The sequence below is a fragment of the Montanilutibacter psychrotolerans genome (genome assembly GCF_003719825.1).
In the GTDB taxonomy this organism is placed as follows: domain Bacteria; phylum Pseudomonadota; class Gammaproteobacteria; order Xanthomonadales; family Xanthomonadaceae; genus Montanilutibacter; species Montanilutibacter psychrotolerans.
On sequence record NZ_RIBS01000006.1, the window covers coordinates 68,572 to 82,710 of the forward strand.

The 14,139-nt window shown below is 69.5% G+C and carries 16 protein-coding genes; 4 read left to right on the top strand and 12 right to left on the bottom strand.

Annotated elements, in window-relative coordinates; all coding sequences use genetic code 11:
- Nucleotide 1: 1 nt before the first annotated feature.
- Nucleotides 2-1,309 (bottom strand): hypothetical protein, encoded by a 1,308-nt coding sequence (locus tag EER27_RS13090; protein WP_123088572.1) that lies wholly within the window; start codon nucleotides 1,307-1,309, stop codon nucleotides 2-4.
- A gap of 295 nt (nucleotides 1,310-1,604) precedes the next feature.
- On the opposite strand from EER27_RS13090, the gene EER27_RS13095 reads away from it, so the two are divergent.
- The 4 genes from EER27_RS13095 to EER27_RS13110 all read left to right on the top strand — a co-directional run bounded on the left by EER27_RS13095 (nucleotide 1,605) and on the right by EER27_RS13110 (nucleotide 5,463).
- Complete coding sequence (locus tag EER27_RS13095) at nucleotides 1,605-3,473, top strand: caspase family protein (RefSeq protein ID WP_123088573.1); 1,869 nt, start codon at nucleotides 1,605-1,607, stop codon at nucleotides 3,471-3,473.
- Complete coding sequence (locus EER27_RS13100) at nucleotides 3,473-4,366, top strand: alpha/beta hydrolase (RefSeq protein WP_123088574.1); 894 nt, start codon at nucleotides 3,473-3,475, stop codon at nucleotides 4,364-4,366. The genes EER27_RS13095 and EER27_RS13100 overlap by 1 nt, the downstream gene beginning before the upstream one ends.
- Before the next feature lie 114 nt (nucleotides 4,367-4,480).
- Complete coding sequence (locus tag EER27_RS13105; protein ID WP_123088575.1) at nucleotides 4,481-5,011, top strand: GNAT family N-acetyltransferase; 531 nt, start codon at nucleotides 4,481-4,483, stop codon at nucleotides 5,009-5,011.
- Nucleotides 5,008-5,463 carry a nucleoside deaminase gene (locus tag EER27_RS13110; RefSeq protein ID WP_123088576.1) on the top strand — a complete coding sequence of 152 codons (456 nt, stop codon included), beginning with the start codon at nucleotides 5,008-5,010 and terminating at the stop codon, nucleotides 5,461-5,463. Before EER27_RS13105 ends, EER27_RS13110 begins: the two co-directional genes overlap by 4 nt.
- A 46-nt stretch (nucleotides 5,464-5,509) precedes the next feature.
- On the opposite strand, the gene EER27_RS13115 is transcribed toward EER27_RS13110, so the two are convergent.
- The 11 genes from EER27_RS13115 to EER27_RS13165 form a co-directional block, all read right to left on the bottom strand.
- On the bottom strand, nucleotides 5,510-6,172 hold the full coding sequence (locus tag EER27_RS13115; RefSeq protein WP_123088577.1) for a hypothetical protein: 663 nt from the start codon (nucleotides 6,170-6,172) through the stop codon (nucleotides 5,510-5,512).
- On the bottom strand, nucleotides 6,169-6,741 hold the full coding sequence (locus EER27_RS13120; protein WP_223807329.1) for an RNA polymerase sigma factor: 573 nt from the start codon (nucleotides 6,739-6,741) through the stop codon (nucleotides 6,169-6,171). Before EER27_RS13120 ends, EER27_RS13115 begins: the two co-directional genes overlap by 4 nt.
- Entirely contained in the window at nucleotides 6,738-7,202 is a 465-nt protein-coding gene (locus tag EER27_RS13125; RefSeq protein WP_123088578.1) for a DUF2269 family protein, read from the bottom strand. The genes EER27_RS13120 and EER27_RS13125 overlap by 4 nt, the downstream gene beginning before the upstream one ends.
- A 36-nt stretch (nucleotides 7,203-7,238) precedes the next feature.
- On the bottom strand, nucleotides 7,239-8,537 hold the full coding sequence (locus EER27_RS13130) for an SDR family oxidoreductase (protein ID WP_223807330.1): 1,299 nt from the start codon (nucleotides 8,535-8,537) through the stop codon (nucleotides 7,239-7,241).
- A 79-nt stretch (nucleotides 8,538-8,616) separates the two neighbouring features.
- Entirely contained in the window at nucleotides 8,617-10,008 is a 1,392-nt protein-coding gene (hslU, locus tag EER27_RS13135) for an ATP-dependent protease ATPase subunit HslU (RefSeq protein WP_123088580.1), read from the bottom strand.
- Nucleotides 10,009-10,180: 172 nt separating this feature from the next.
- Complete coding sequence (hslV, locus tag EER27_RS13140) at nucleotides 10,181-10,732, bottom strand: ATP-dependent protease subunit HslV (protein WP_123088581.1); 552 nt, start codon at nucleotides 10,730-10,732, stop codon at nucleotides 10,181-10,183.
- Nucleotides 10,733-10,876: 144 nt separating this feature from the next.
- Nucleotides 10,877-11,758, bottom strand: coding sequence for a tyrosine recombinase XerC (gene xerC, locus EER27_RS13145; RefSeq protein WP_123088582.1), 882 nt, complete (start codon nucleotides 11,756-11,758; stop codon nucleotides 10,877-10,879).
- Nucleotides 11,759-11,816: 58 nt separating this feature from the next.
- Nucleotides 11,817-12,491, bottom strand: a complete 675-nt coding sequence (locus EER27_RS13150; RefSeq protein WP_123088583.1) for a DUF484 family protein — start codon at nucleotides 12,489-12,491, stop codon at nucleotides 11,817-11,819.
- Nucleotides 12,488-13,387 carry a diaminopimelate epimerase gene (dapF, locus tag EER27_RS13155; RefSeq protein WP_190285793.1) on the bottom strand — a complete coding sequence of 300 codons (900 nt, stop codon included), beginning with the start codon at nucleotides 13,385-13,387 and terminating at the stop codon, nucleotides 12,488-12,490. Before dapF ends, EER27_RS13150 begins: the two co-directional genes overlap by 4 nt.
- Nucleotides 13,380-13,655, bottom strand: coding sequence for an LPS translocon maturation chaperone LptM (gene lptM, locus EER27_RS13160; RefSeq protein ID WP_123088584.1), 276 nt, complete (start codon nucleotides 13,653-13,655; stop codon nucleotides 13,380-13,382). Before lptM ends, dapF begins: the two co-directional genes overlap by 8 nt.
- Before the next feature lie 40 nt (nucleotides 13,656-13,695).
- Nucleotides 13,696-14,112, bottom strand: a complete 417-nt coding sequence (locus tag EER27_RS13165) for a YbaN family protein (protein WP_123088585.1) — start codon at nucleotides 14,110-14,112, stop codon at nucleotides 13,696-13,698.
- Nucleotides 14,113-14,139 lie beyond the last annotated feature (27 nt).

Here is a 14,139-nt window from a genome sequence, read left to right on the forward strand (position 1 = left end):
ATTATCGCACCGGCACCGGCACCGGTGGGCCGGCGGCAGGCACGAGGTAACTTGCGGCACCGGCGCGCAGCAGCGGTCGCAGGTCGGCAAACGGCACGGCCATGTGCGGTCCAAGGCAGACCCCCATGGCGTGGCCGACGCCGGAAACGGCGAACACCAGCCGGTCGGGCGCCGCGAAATGCAAGGCCAGGTACTGCGGCCACACCGTCGTGCAGTCAAGGTCGTCGCCATCGTCCTGGGCGACGCCCCGGTTGCCCAACGGGGGATCGCGGTAGGCGGAGTGGTTCCGGGCCCCCTCGATGAACGCCACCAGTGGCGCGCTTTCGGTGGGGTAGCCGTGCTCGCCTTCGACGTAGGCATCCAGGATGCGGTTGAAGTCGAGGTAGCCGCCGCGCACCAGGTCGAGCGTGTACGGCTCGTAGTGGTTGTTGGGATGCGCACCGCCGCAGTAGGTGCTGCCGGATTCGATCACGCTCAGCAGCGCGGTCGACAGGAACGCCACGGTGATCGATTCCGAATCGAAATCGCCCAGCGATCCCGCAGCCGAACCGTCGAACGTGTAGGCCGTCGAACGGCAGGCCAGCGCCTCCAGGCTCATGTGCCAATGGCGTTGTTCGAGCAAGCGGTTGGTGCTGGCGAGGATCCGCGGATCCGGGTGCCGGGTCAGCCGCGGGTAGGCGAACTTCGTGCGCGGATCGACCACCATCCGGAAACCCACCGGACCGAGCACGACCTCGTCATCGGCGCGCATCGGCCGGCCATCGAATTTCAGGAACTCATACGGCGCGCTGGCCATCGCGATATCGGCCTGTGACGACACGCCGCTGCTGGCCCCCTGCACGATGGCCAGCGTCACCGCCTCGCTCGCATCGGGCGCGAGCGCCTGCGGGTCGTAGCGGGCAACGCGGCGCAGGTCGAATGCGCGCCGCCGGCCGCTGTCCATGTCGCGCCACTGGCCACGGTAGTGGCCATCGACGATGCGGCCGTTCCAGGTCGCCGCCGGATTGTCGATGCGGATATCGGCATCGTCGGACTGCGATGCCCACTGCGGTGGCGCGTCATCGCGCGCGGCCAGCAGTCGCGGTTCGGCCAAGGCGTCAAGGCTGCCGGCCAGCGGGATGTCGACGCCGTGGGCCGGGTAGAAGTAGCGACCACGGTATCGCCCGGGCGCGGTGACCTGCAGCTCCATCACCACCTCGCCCGCGCCGTCGAGGCGACCGCGAAACACCTCGCGCCCGGTTGCCGACGCGCTCGCACTTGCCGCCAGGGACACCGCCAGCGCCAGTGCCCATCCCCACCACGTTTCCATCGCAGATTTCCTGATGCCGATACCGATGCCGGCCCGCGAAATCTTAGCCGGTCGCCACCGGGCGGTCGTGTCGCCATGAGCCGGCACAACGCACGCACTCCGACCGCACGGTTCGACCCGGTCTCCGCGTGCCCTGCCCTGCGCGTGCGGCGGGCTGTGCCCGGCATATGATGGCCACAGCTGGGCCAATGGAAGCGCCCTTCGCCCGGGTCGCGCGCGTCGATCGATCCACCGCAACCGGGCGATGTCCGCCGATGGCCCCCTGCAGTCCGGACGACGGCAAGGAGCAAGCAGCATGGTTCGTGCAGGCATTTTCATCGGCGTCGACCGCACCGGCACCTTGCGCGAGCTCAAGGACGCCGCTGCCGGCGCGAAGCGCATGCAGCAATGGGCCATCGGCAAGGGTCTGATCGCCGAAGACCAGGCCATCCTGATCAGCGATGCGGATGGCGGCAAGGTCACCCCGGACCAGATCTTCGACGCGATCGCCAGCATCGTCGACGGTGCCGGCGCTGACCAGTTGCTCCTCTACTTCGCCGGGCACGGCGTCAACATCAATCGCAGCGAGCACTGGCTGCTGTCGGACGCGCCGCGCAATCCCAACGCGGCCGTCAACGTCAGCGGCAGCGTGGAGTTGGCGCGCTACTGCGGGATCGGCCACGTCGCGATCTTCTCCGATGCGTGCCGCGTAGCGCCCGAGGGCATCCAGGCGCAGAACGTGCGCGGCCAGGACGTGTTCCCGAACAACGGTGGTGGAGATCGCGCCAAGCCCGTCGACCAGTTCTTCGCCTGCCTGCTGGGAAAGACGGCGGCGGAAATCAAGGACCCGCAAGCGGCCGCCGACAACTTCACCGCGCTGTACACGCAGGAGTTGATCGCGGCGCTGAGCGGCGACCGGCCGAACCTGCTGGACGCCTCGACGACGCCCGGCGAATCCGCGCGATTCGTTCGCCCCCGCGCCCTGGAGGCGCACCTGGAGCAGGCCATCCCGCAACTGGTGCTGGCACGCGGCCTGGCCGCCAAGGTCAACCAGAATCCCGACGCGATCATCACCTCCGACGGCCTGTGGCTCGCCCGCCTCGAGCAGGCGGTGCCGCCACCGCGCATGGGCGGTGGCGGCCGGCCGCGCGATGACCAGCCGACCTCGGCCGGCGCCGAACCGGTCGACGGCGACGCCAACGTGAACGACCCCACGACTCCGGACGATGTCCCCCCGACGGCGCCCGCGGCACCCGCCGCCCCCCCCGTCAGCCTGCGCGGGTTTTCGCGCTCGCTGTACCGTTCGGCCATCGCCGGCGATCACGGTGACCTGGGACGCCAGCTGCAGACAGCGTCGAGTGCGCCGCAGACCGGGGCCGGACAGCTGGCGCGTTCGGTGGAAACCATCGCCGCGCCGTTCGGTCCGGACCATTTCGAATCGCAGTGCGGCATCAAGTTGCGCGGCGCGCGCATCGCCGAAGTCGTCGCGCCACGCGCGAGCATCGATCGGTTCAGCGACAGCAACGACATCCTGCGCATCAGTGGCATCGACGGACCGGCGGCGAGCGTGCTGCTGCGCTTCGAAGGCGGGTACGGCACGGTCGTGCCGGTGCTGCCCGGTTTCATCGCCGCGCTTACCGTCGACGATGGCGAGCTGGTCGACGTCACCTACGAGCCATCGACCAACAGCGCGCGCTGGAGCGACTACAGCCAGCGCCTGCAGGAATTGCGCGCGCTACGCGCCGTGGCGGCGTCGGCGTCGCAGTTCGGGCGATTCCGGATCGACGGAAACGACGCCGAAAAGACCGCGCAGCAGATGCAGTACATGAAGAGCCTGGATCCCACGCTGGCCATCTACGCGGCCTACGCGTATCACAACCTGCAGGCCGTCGATCGCATTGGCCACATGTCGCAATGGCTGCAGGGCGACCTCGGCGCGACGTTCTTCGATCTGGTCCTGCTGTCGCGCCAGCTGATCGACCGGGCCGTCGCGCCCGACGACAGGATCGTTCCGTTCACGCCGCTGTTGTCGCAGGGCTGGGCACTGCTGCGCGCCAACCGCGTGAAGCTCCATCCCCGGCTCGAGGGAATCGAGCGCACGGTCCGCGAGTCGCTCTGGTCGCTGTACGACGACAAGGGGCTGGACCTGCTCGCCAGCGCAATGCAGACCAGGGAGGTCAGGTGATGAGACAGCTCGTGTTCGTGCACGGTCGTGCACAGGAAAACAAGGATTCGGTGGCGCTCAAGGCAGAGTGGATCGAGGCCTGGGAGGAGGGGTTGGCCAAGAGCGGGCTCACCCTGCCGATCGCCGAACACGATGTGCGCTTTCCGTATTACGGCGACACGCTCTTCGACCTGGCCGGCGGCACCTCGGCCGACCAGGCCGCGCAGATCATCGTGCGCGGCACCGAAACCGACGACGACGAGAAGCGGTTCGTCCGCGCGGTGATCGCGCAGATCCAGGAGAAGGTCGGCATCACCGATGCGCAACTCATTGCAATTGGCGGCGAGGAAGTCGTGCAGCGCGGACCGCTCAACTGGGAATGGCTGCAGACCTTCCTCAAGGCCGTCGATCGACACGTCCCGCACGGCAGCGGATCCAGCATCGCGCTGTTCACCCACGACGTGTACCAGTACCTCAAGAACACCGCGATCCGCGGGACCATCGACAACGGTGTCGCCGCCGCGATCAAGCCAGGCGTGGAGACGGTGGTGGTGTCGCATTCGCTGGGAACGGTGGTGGCCTACAACCTGCTGCGGCAGCTGGGCCAGGCGCGCGGTTGGAATATTCCCCTGTTCGTCACCCTGGGATCGCCGCTGGCGGTCACCGAGATCCGCAACACGCTCAAGCCCATCGCGCAGCCCACCTGCGTGCCGCGCTGGATCAATGCCATGGACAACCGCGACGTGGTGGCGCTGTACCCGCTCGACACCAGGCACTTTGCGATCAATCCGCCGGGTTTCGTCATCGAGAACCGGACCGACATCCGCAACCGGACGCGCAACCGCCACGGCATCGCCGGCTATCTGGACGATCCCTGGGTGGCCGCGCAGATCCACGCGGCGTTGACGGCCTGACGCCGCGCTGCGACGCGCACGTTGCCAAGGTGCTGCCAACCGGGAGCGGTGCGACCGCCCCTCCCGGCTGTGCCGGTACGCCTCGCCCGGCGACGCAACTGGCATGCTTGCGCCATGAGCGATGCCACCCCCACCCAACTGCGCTGGCAGGCGCGGCGTTTCCGCGAACTCGACCTGGACACCCTCTACGCACTGCTGAAGCTGCGATCGGAGGTGTTCGTGGTCGAGCAGCAATGCGCCTACCTCGATCCGGACGGCAAGGACCGCCACCCCGACGCGATCCACCTGTTCGGCATCGCCGACGACGGCGACGTCGCCGCCTACCTGCGCATCCTGCCGGCCGGCCTGAGCTATCCGCAGGCCAGCTTCGGACGCGTCCTGACCGCGCCGGCCTGGCGCGGAAAGAGGCTCGGCGACGCGATGCTGTGCGAGGCGCTGGCGGTGATCGAACGCGAGTGGCCCGGTGCCGACATCCAGATCGGCGCACAGGCGCACCTGCAGCGCTATTACGGCAAGTTCGGCTTCCTGCCATCGTCGGCGCCGTACGACGAAGACGGCATCCCCCACATCGACATGTTGCGCCGCGGCGATGCGCCTGCGGTCCCCGCGCACGCGTCGCCCTCCCCGGACAAGGACCCCGCATGATCAGCACTCCCGACTACCGCGCCCTGCTCGCCATCGCCGTCGCCGAAGCCCGCCAGGGGCTGGCCGAAGGCGGCATCCCGATCGGCGCGGCGCTGTACCACCAGGACGGGCGGATGCTCGGTTGCGGCCACAACCGCCGGGTGCAGGAAGGCGACCCGTCCGTGCACGGCGAAACCGATGCGTTTCGCAAGGCCGGCCGCCAACGCCGCTATCGCGACACCATCATGGTCACCACGCTCGCGCCGTGCTGGTACTGCAGCGGGCTGGTGCGCCAGTTCAACATCGGCACGGTGGTGGTGGGTGAGTCGGTGAACTTCGGCGGCGGTCTGGATTGGCTGCGCGAGAGCGGGGTCAACGTGATCGACCTCGCCGACGGCGAGTGCATCGAGATGCTCGGCGGCTGGATCGCCGCCAACCCGGAGATCTGGAACGAGGACATCGGCGAGGACTGAGTGCCCACGCAGGCGCGCCGGTACGCGCGCGCCCGTCGCGTGCGGGTCACTCGTCGGCCAGCTCGGCCCGCAGGCGATGCAGGCGCTGCAGCCGGGCGCGATTACGGTACGCACGCCAGCACGCCCAGCCAGCGTAACCGACCACCATGATCACGGCGCTGGTCAGCGCGCCGGCGTGCCGGTGCAGTTCGACCATCTGCTGGCGGGCGTCCGCTTCCGGCGTCGCCAGGTCCCACCACGCCATCGCGACCACGCCCAGCAGCATCACCGTCGACAGCCACGCGCTGACGCGCCGGTAACGCGTCCAGGTGTCGGCACGCGCGATCTCGAGTTCGACCTGTGCCGATGCGGTGAGCCCGCTGTCGCTCACCTGACGGCAGCGGATCCATAACGACCAACCCTGGAACGCCACCACGAACACGATCAGGCCCGCCGACAACGGCGTCGGGATGGCGGCCTTCGTCGGGTGCAGGAAGCTCCATGCGCACAGCGCGATCGCGATCACGGTCCAGCCCAGCTCCATCAGCATCGCGCGGCGCAGCCGGCGACGGCTGCGCGAGACCTCGTCGCGCAACGCGTCCAGATCGACGCCCGCGACCTGCTGCTCGCGCCAGTCCTCGCCCAACGCCGCCCAATCGGCGGCGGCATCGTGGTGGTCGTCCGCGGCATCGCGCGGCGGATCGCGGTGGTCGTTGTCGAACGGGCTCATGCCGGCGCTCCCATCTGTTCCCGCAGTTGCCGCCGGGCGCGGCTCAGTCGTTGCGCGATGGTGTTCTCCTCCAGCCCGAGGGCCTCGCCGATTTCGCGTTGCGAGAACCCTTCCAGGGCAAGCACAACCGCCTGGCGGTGGCCGAGCGGCAACTGCCGCACCGCATCAAGTAGCCCCTGCCTGCGTTGTTCCGCCTCGACATGGCGCAAGGGGTCGGCGACCGGGTCGGCGTGCTCTTCGTCGAGCTCATCCCCCACCGGTCGCTGCCGGGCCAGGAAATCGATCGCGCGGTTGTGCGCCACACGCGCCACGAACGTGCGCAGCGAGGCTTCGCCGCGCCACGTCGGTAGCGCCTTCCACAGCGCCAGGCTGATCTCCTGAAGCAGGTCGTCGCGGCGCGCGGTATCGCGCTCGTAGCTTCCCGCGATTCGCGCGAGCATCGACCCGTGCTCGCGCAGCACGGCCTCGATGGTGGTTTGACCACGATCGTCACCCACGAACCGGGCATCGGACGCCGACCCAACAGGTACCGCCCCGAGGACGTGGACGACGAAGAACATCAGGCTCATGCGGGCTTCATCACCATCAGCCAGAAGATCGCCAGCACGCCAAAGAAGCCCGGCCAACCCAGCGCGATCCACCAGCGCATCGTGCGGTGGTACGCCGGCGGCAACGGCGCGCAGGCATCGGCGGCAGCCTGCGCCAGCCTGCGCGCGCGCACCTGCAGCCACAGCACCGGCAACCAGCACGCGCCGACCACGAAGAACAGCAGCAGCGCCCACCGCACCCAGAACACCGAATACGGAATGCCCGACGCCTGCACCAGCCACAACCCGCTGAGCAGTTGCACGACCACCGCCGGCGCGGTGAAACAGGCATCAGCAAGCACCAGCGTGCGCGCGGTGGCGGCAATGTCGCGCGCGTCGCCCCGCAGATGGGCGACGAACATGTAGAACGCGATACCCAGCCCGGTGCCGAACAGCAGGGTCGACGACAGGATGTGCAGCCATTTCACCCACAGGTACGCCATGCCACCCCCCGCTTCCCGGCCGCAATTGTGACCGGTTCAGCCGCGGCGTTCGACCAGCACCCACAACACCGCCAATGCCGGCAGCAACGCCAGGTTCTTGGCCAGGCCACCCAACGGGTCCAGCCATTGCGCCGACAGGCCGAGCCCGAACCCCAGCGTGTAGCCCAGGACGCTCAGCAGCATCAGGGTCACCGCCCAGCGTGGCCGCCACGACGTGCACAGCCACAGCGCAAGAACCAGGTCGAGGCTGGCCGTCGCTCGCGCCATCACCACTGGCGCGAACCCGGCGAGCGCGCTGCCCTCGACCATCTGCTCGATGGTCTCCGGCGGCGTGATCCAGCCAACCAGTGCCGACAGCAGCCACAACGCGACGACGCCACCACGCAACAACGGACCCAGCACGTATAGGTGCGCGTGCCAGCGGTCTTGCACCTGCGCCGGGCGTTGCGCCAGCGCCTCGTGCAGCGTGCGAGGAACAACGCCGAAGTCATCGCGAAGACGCGCCAGCGCACCGTCGCCGGTGACGCAGCCGCGTTGCAGCAGGCGCCAGGTGGTCTGACCCACGGGGCCCGCGCCCAGCCACTGGCCCAGCCTGGCCTGCAGACCGACCACGCGCTCCGGGATGTGCCACTCGCGGTGCCCGCGATGGCCGAACCAGCGCCGCCAGTGCCACTGGTAGTCACGCAGGCTCATGCGCTGAGGGCCGCCAACCTCGTACATGCCGCGCGCGTCGCCGACGAGCGCCTGCGCGACCAGCTCGCCGATGTCTTCGGCCGCGATCGGGTCGAGCGGCCATCGGCCGTTGCCCGGCAATGGCAACGCCCACGGCAGCGCCGCCATCGCCCGCATCAGGCTGCTGCCGCCAAACGAACCCGCCGCCGAGTACACCAGTGAGGGACGCAGCACCACCGCGTGCAATGGCAATGCCAGCAACGCGTCGTCGAACCGGTGCTTGGACGCGATGAAGGCGGCGTCGGCGGGATCGCCAAGCGCCGACACCTGCACGTAGCGCGAAACGCCGGTTGCTACGCACGCCTGGGCCAACGCGAGCGGCGCGTCGACATGGATCGCCGCGAAGGTGTCGCGACCGCGCTCGCGCAGGATGCCGGCCACATTGACCACCGCGTGCACGCCGGCAAGCGCCTCGCGCCATGCCGCCGGATCGGTCATACCCGCAAGATCACCGTGGCATTCGTCCTGCCCGTGCATCGCGCCGCGCTGACGGACCAGCCGGCGAACCCGCCAGCCGTGCGCGCGCAGCGCGGCGACAACGAAGGCGCCGATGAAACCGTTGCCGCCGAGCACCAATGCGGTGCGCTGCATATCCGAGCTCATCGTCCCGGCGCCTGCCCCACGGCCAACTGTCGCCCGTCGCTCGCGATGGCCCGGTAGCAGGTCGCGACGGCGCGCGCGGTCACAGGATGTAGCGGCTCAGGTCGGGATCCTGCACCAACTCGCCCAGGTGCATGTCGACGTAGGCCCTGTCGATGGTGATGCTGTCACCGTCGCGGTCCGGGGCTTCGAAGCTCAGCGTGTCGAGCAACCGTTCGAGCACGGTGTGCAGGCGGCGCGCGCCGATGTTTTCCTGTCGATCGTTGACCTGCGCGGCGATCTCGGCGAGGCGGTCGACCGCGTCGGCGGCGAACGCCAGTTCGACGCCCTCGGTCTTCAGCAGCTCGATGTACTGGGTGATCAGCGCCGCCTTGGGCTCGGTCAGGATGCGCACGAAATCGTCCTTGCTGAGCGCGCCCAGTTCGACCCGGATCGGGAAACGGCCCTGCAGTTCGGGGATCAGGTCGCTGGGCTTGGCCAGGTGGAACGCGCCCGACGCGATGAACAGGATGTGGTCGGTCTTGACCGAGCCGTACTTGGTGCTGACCGTCGAGCCCTCCACCAGCGGCAGCAGGTCGCGCTGCACGCCTTCGCGCGACACATCGCCCCCGCCCACGTTCTCGCCGCGCTTGGCGACCTTGTCGATCTCGTCGATGAACACGATGCCGTGCTGCTCGCAGGCCTCGATCGCCGCTTCGCGGACGTCCTCTTCGTTGACCAGCTTGCCGGCCTCTTCCTCGACCAGCTGCGACCGTGCGGCGCGGATGGACAAGGTCTTCTTGTGGGTCTTGGCACCGGCCACCTGCGAGAACATCTGCCGCAGCTGCTGCCCCATTTCTTCCATGCCCGGCGGCGCCATGATGTCGACGCCGACGTTGACCGCGGTTTCGATCTCGATCTCGCGTTCGTCCAGCGCGCCGCTACGCAGCTGCCTGCGCAGCTTGTTGCGCGTCTCGTTGGCTTCGGCCGAATTGTGCTGCGCGGACGGCTCGTCCTTGATGTCCTCGGGGTTGAAGCCGAACACCGGACCGGTCTGGCGGCGCGGCAGCAGTGCGTCGAGGATGCGGTCTTCCGCGCGGTCCTCGGCCTGGGTGCGCACGCGCGCCTTGGCCTGCTCGCGATACAGCTTGACTGCGGTGTCGGCGAGGTCGCGGACGATCTGCTCGACGTCCTTGCCCACGTAGCCGACCTCGGTGAAGCGCGTGGCCTCGACCTTGACGAACGGCGCGTTGGCCAGCGTTGCCAGTCGGCGTGCGATCTCGGTCTTGCCGACACCGGTCGGGCCGATCATCAGGATGTTCTTGGGCATGACCTCGTTGCGCAGCTCGTCGTCCAACTGCATGCGGCGCCAGCGGTTGCGCAGGGCGATCGCGACCGCGCGCTTGGCCGCGTGCTGGCCGACGATGTGGCGGTCGAGCTCCTGCACGATCTCGCGCGGGGTCATGGTGGCGTGGCTGGTGTCGGGCTTGGTCATGGCGGAGTGGGTTCGCAGAAGGGGGGAGCGAAGGGATCGGCGCAATGCGGCGCCTGCCGCGGGTGGTCGGGCGATCGGGGGACGTCGCGCGGGAGGTCGGGCATCGACGGGGGAGCGGTGGGCAACCGGATGCGCCGCATCCGCTGCCACGCGCGCGCTCGACCGCGCGGTGCTACAGCTCCTCGACGACGACGTTGCGGTTGGTGTAGATGCACACGTCGCCGGCGATGTTGATCGCCTCGGTGGCGATGGTGCGTGCGTCGAGCTGGGTGTGCGCCATCAATGCGCGTGCGGCCGACAGCGCGTACATGCCGCCCGAGCCGATCGCCACGATGCCGTCCTCGGGCTCGATGACGTCACCGGTGCCGCTGATCACCAGCGAGGTTTCGCGATCGGCCACCGCCAGCAACGCCTCGAGCTTTCCGAAGCGGCGCTCGGTCCGCCAGTCCTTGGCCATCTCGACCGCGGCGCGGGTCAGCTGGCCGTGTTTCTCGAGCTTGGCCTCGAACAGCTCGAACAGCGTGAACGCGTCGGCTGCGGCACCGGCGAATCCGGCCAGCACCTGGCCGTCGCGGCCCAGCCGGCGCACCTTGCGCGCGTTGGACTTCATGACCGTGTGGCCAAGCGTCACCTGGCCGTCGCCGGCCACCGCGACGCGGCCGTCGCGACGCACCGATACGATGGTGGTTGCGTGGAAAACGGTGGGGTTCTTGCTCGGGTCCATGCGACCTCCGGGGTTCGAAATCCATGGATGGGGGCGCGACCACGCGGCGCAAGGGTGACCTTCGTCGGGGTTCACCGGCGGGCAACGTCGGGAGCCAATGCCGGGCCCGGCTGTGCGCGGCAAGCGGTGCCGGTTGCGGCGGCGTTACGACTTGCGCCTGGCGCGCGGATGGGCGGCGTCGTAGACGCGGGCCAGGTGCTGGAAATCCAGGTGGGTGTAGATCTGCGTGGTGGCGATGTCGGCGTGGCCGAGCAGTTCCTGCACGCCGCGCAGGTCGCCAGAGGATTCGAGGATGTGGCTGGCGAACGAGTGCCGCAGCAGGTGCGGGTGCACCCGCTTGAACAGGCCCTGGCGCTGCGCGAGCGTGCGCATGCGCAGCTGGATGGCGCGCGGCGTGATCGGCCCGCCGCCGCGCCCGGGGAACACCGGCAGCGCGTTGTCCGCGCCGGTGGACGCGCGAAACTCGGCCAGTGCCGCGCGTGCGTGCGAACCCAGCGGCACGCTGCGCTGCTTGCCTCCCTTGCCCAGCACCGTGACGAGGCCGTCGGCCAGGTCCAGGTCACGCCAGCGCAACGCGCACAGCTCGCTCAGGCGCACCCCGGAGGAATAGAACAACTCCAGCAGCGCGCGGTCGCGCAACCCCAGCGGCACATCGGTGGGAACCTCGACCAGCACCTTGGCCTCGTCCGGATCCAGCACCTGGGGCAGCTTGCGCGGCGCCTTCGGTGCGCGGATGGCCGCGGCCGGACTGGCGGCGACCCGGCCCATCTTGAGCAGCCAGGCGTACAGGCTGCGGCACGCCGACAGCCGTCGCTGCAGGCTCTTTGGCGACAACCCGCGGCGGTGCTCGGCGGCGATGAAGCCGCGCAGCTGCTCGGCGTGCAGCGCCAGCAGGTCGATGCCTTGCGCTGACGTCCACTCGGACAGCGCGGTGAGATCGCGGCGGTACGCGTCGAGCGTGTGCGCCGAGGCGCGCCGCTCGACGGCAAGGTGGGCCAGGAAATCCTCGATCGACGGCGGGATCACGCAATCACTCCCGGCTCAGGCCCGGATGTCGCCGGGCCGCTTCAGTGCCATCGTGCGCTCAGCGCGCATACCTGGCCAGCGCCGTCACCAGCGACTCGCCGATCATGCGCAGGAACAACGTGCCCATCCCCGGGAAGAAGCGATTGCCGTCGCGGCTGCCGATCGCCACCAGGCCCAGGCCGGGCAATGGCAGCAACGCGCTCGACTGCACGTCGGGCGCGTGCATGCCGTAGAGCAATTCGTGCTTGTCGGCGTTCAACCTGCCACACAGCGGCTCGCCGTCGACGAGGCAATCGCGGAAGGCCTGCAGGCGCGCATCGGCGGGGTCGATGATCTGCAGCCAGTCCGCATCGGCCAGGCCCGAGATCGGCGCGAACAGCACGACGCGCACCAGCTCGCCATTGAAGTCCTCGGCCAGGCTGGCCGCGAACGCGCGCACGGTGTCGGCGGCGGTGTTCTGGCGCATCAGCGCCAACGTCAGCTGGTGGATCCGCACCGACAGCCGCTCGTTCTCCTGGGCGTTGCCGAACAGGTCGTGCAGGCGGCGGTTGAGCTCGCGGTTTTTTTCTCGCAGCACTTCCAGCTGGTAGCTGGCAAGCGATGCTGCCGAGCCCTCGTCGCGCGGCACCACCAGCGTCATCGCCAGGTCCGGGAACTGCTGCAGGAAGCGCGGCGTGCGCCGCAACCAGGCGGCGACCTCGTGCGCACCCAGCGCGTCGGTTTTGTCGATCATGCCTGCCACTCTCCTTCAAAGACGAATGCCGCCGGCCCCGCCATCGCCACCTGGGCGTCGTCGCTGGGCCAGGAAATGCGCAGCTCGCCGCCCGGCAGGGCGACGGCCACCGCGCGATCAACCAGCCCGCGCCGGATCAGCACCGCAGCCGCCGCGCACGCACCGCTGCCGCAGGCCAGGGTTTCGCCGACGCCGCGTTCGTACACGCGCAGGCGGATGCGCCCACGCGACTGGATCTGCGCGAAACCGACGTTGACCGATTGCGGAAACGCGGCGTGCGACTGGAGACGTGCACCCAGCCCGACGACATCGGCGCTGTCGACGTCGTCGACGAGCACCAACGCGTGCGGATTGCCCATCGACACCGCACCGAATGCGACTGGACCGATGCCGTCCAGATCGAGCGTGTAGTCCGGCTGCGCCGTGTCGAAACCGTGCAGCGGGATGCGCCCGGGAACGAACTCCGGTACGCCCATCGCGACTTCGTAACGGCCATCGGCCAATCGCGTCACGGCGTGTGCGCCCACCGGGCTGTCCAGGACGAACGCGCCGTCGTCCGACGCGCCCTCCACCGCCGCGCCGTCGCGCACCAGCCAGGCGGCGACACAGCGCGCGCCGTTGCCACATTGCTGCGACGACGAACCGTCGGCATTCCAGATGCGGTAGCTGGCCACCGCACCGTGGCTGCGCGGGGCTTCGATGGTCAGGATCTGATCGCAGCCGACACCGAGGTGGCGGTCGGCCAGTGCCCGGCACAGCGCGGCATCGGGCGGAGCGACACCGCCGCGCAGGTCGAGCACGACGAAGTCGTTGCCTGCGCCGTGCATCTTGCTGAACGTCATCGGGGACATCGCCAGCCCGGCTGCCGCCGTGGTGCGGCGCGCCGGTTCAGTCATCCGCGCCGTCGTCCGCGGGCGGATCGACGTCGATGGGTGCGTCGGTGGCCGGCTCGTCCGTGGCAGGCTCGGCAACCGGAGCGCCGGGCGCGGGCGCCACCAACGGCGCGTCCGAGGGCGTGCCGGCCTCGACCGGGACTTCGCCGGCGCGGGTCGGGGCGCTCTCGGGCGGCGGCGGCTCGGTGGCCAGCATCAACGGGCCCTTGTTGCCGCAGGCGGCCAGCGCCAGCGACAACGCGATCATCAGCAATGCAGTGCGGGTCTTCATGCGCCGAAGTGTAGCCCGCGACGGCGGCCCTTCGCGACGCTCATCGCCCCGCGTTGGCCGGCCGCTCAGGCCGCGCCCACAGCCAGATCGCCACCAGCGTCATGATCGTGGTGCCGATGGCCGCCATCCACAGGCGTGGCGCGGTCAGGAACATCACCACCGCGCAGGCCGCCATCATCGTCGTGGCCAGCCATTTGGCCCGTCGGCTGACCGCACCGTGCGCCTGCCAGTCGCGCAGCATCGGACCGAACACGCGGTGCGCCATCAGCCAGTCGTGCAGGCGCCGCGAGCCGCGCGCGGCGGCGAATCCCGACAGCAGCACGAACGGCACGGTCGGCAGGCCCGGCACCACGATGCCGATGATGCCCAGGCCCAGGCTTGCGTAGGCCAGCAGCCACCAGGCCCATCGCAGGCGACTCGGGCGGGGTGGACGGGAAACGTCGGAAGGAGGCGCCATGCTGCGCAGTATGTCGTGGACGCCGAT

Excerpts from the sequence above, each read along its gene's own strand:
- dapF (WP_190285793.1), bottom strand. The coding sequence starts at position 13,387 with ATGACTGAACCGGCGCGCCGCACCACGGCGGCAGCCGGGCTGGCGATG.
- EER27_RS13105 (WP_123088575.1), top strand. The coding sequence starts at position 4,481 with ATGAGCGATGCCACCCCCACCCAACTGCGCTGGCAGGCGCGGCGTTTC.
- EER27_RS13150 (WP_123088583.1), bottom strand. The coding sequence starts at position 12,491 with ATGATCGACAAAACCGACGCGCTGGGTGCGCACGAGGTCGCCGCCTGG.
- EER27_RS13110 (WP_123088576.1), top strand. The coding sequence starts at position 5,008 with ATGATCAGCACTCCCGACTACCGCGCCCTGCTCGCCATCGCCGTCGCC.
- EER27_RS13115 (WP_123088577.1), bottom strand. The coding sequence starts at position 6,172 with ATGAGCCCGTTCGACAACGACCACCGCGATCCGCCGCGCGATGCCGCG.
- hslV (WP_123088581.1), bottom strand. The coding sequence starts at position 10,732 with ATGGACCCGAGCAAGAACCCCACCGTTTTCCACGCAACCACCATCGTA.
- hslU (WP_123088580.1), bottom strand. The coding sequence starts at position 10,008 with ATGACCAAGCCCGACACCAGCCACGCCACCATGACCCCGCGCGAGATC.
- EER27_RS13100 (WP_123088574.1), top strand. The coding sequence starts at position 3,473 with ATGAGACAGCTCGTGTTCGTGCACGGTCGTGCACAGGAAAACAAGGAT.
- lptM (WP_123088584.1), bottom strand. The coding sequence starts at position 13,655 with ATGAAGACCCGCACTGCATTGCTGATGATCGCGTTGTCGCTGGCGCTG.
- EER27_RS13125 (WP_123088578.1), bottom strand. The coding sequence starts at position 7,202 with ATGGCGTACCTGTGGGTGAAATGGCTGCACATCCTGTCGTCGACCCTG.
- EER27_RS13165 (WP_123088585.1), bottom strand. The coding sequence starts at position 14,112 with ATGGCGCCTCCTTCCGACGTTTCCCGTCCACCCCGCCCGAGTCGCCTG.
- EER27_RS13120 (WP_223807329.1), bottom strand. The coding sequence starts at position 6,741 with ATGAGCCTGATGTTCTTCGTCGTCCACGTCCTCGGGGCGGTACCTGTT.
- EER27_RS13095 (WP_123088573.1), top strand. The coding sequence starts at position 1,605 with ATGGTTCGTGCAGGCATTTTCATCGGCGTCGACCGCACCGGCACCTTG.
- EER27_RS13090 (WP_123088572.1), bottom strand. The coding sequence starts at position 1,309 with ATGGAAACGTGGTGGGGATGGGCACTGGCGCTGGCGGTGTCCCTGGCG.
- EER27_RS13130 (WP_223807330.1), bottom strand. The coding sequence starts at position 8,537 with ATGAGCTCGGATATGCAGCGCACCGCATTGGTGCTCGGCGGCAACGGT.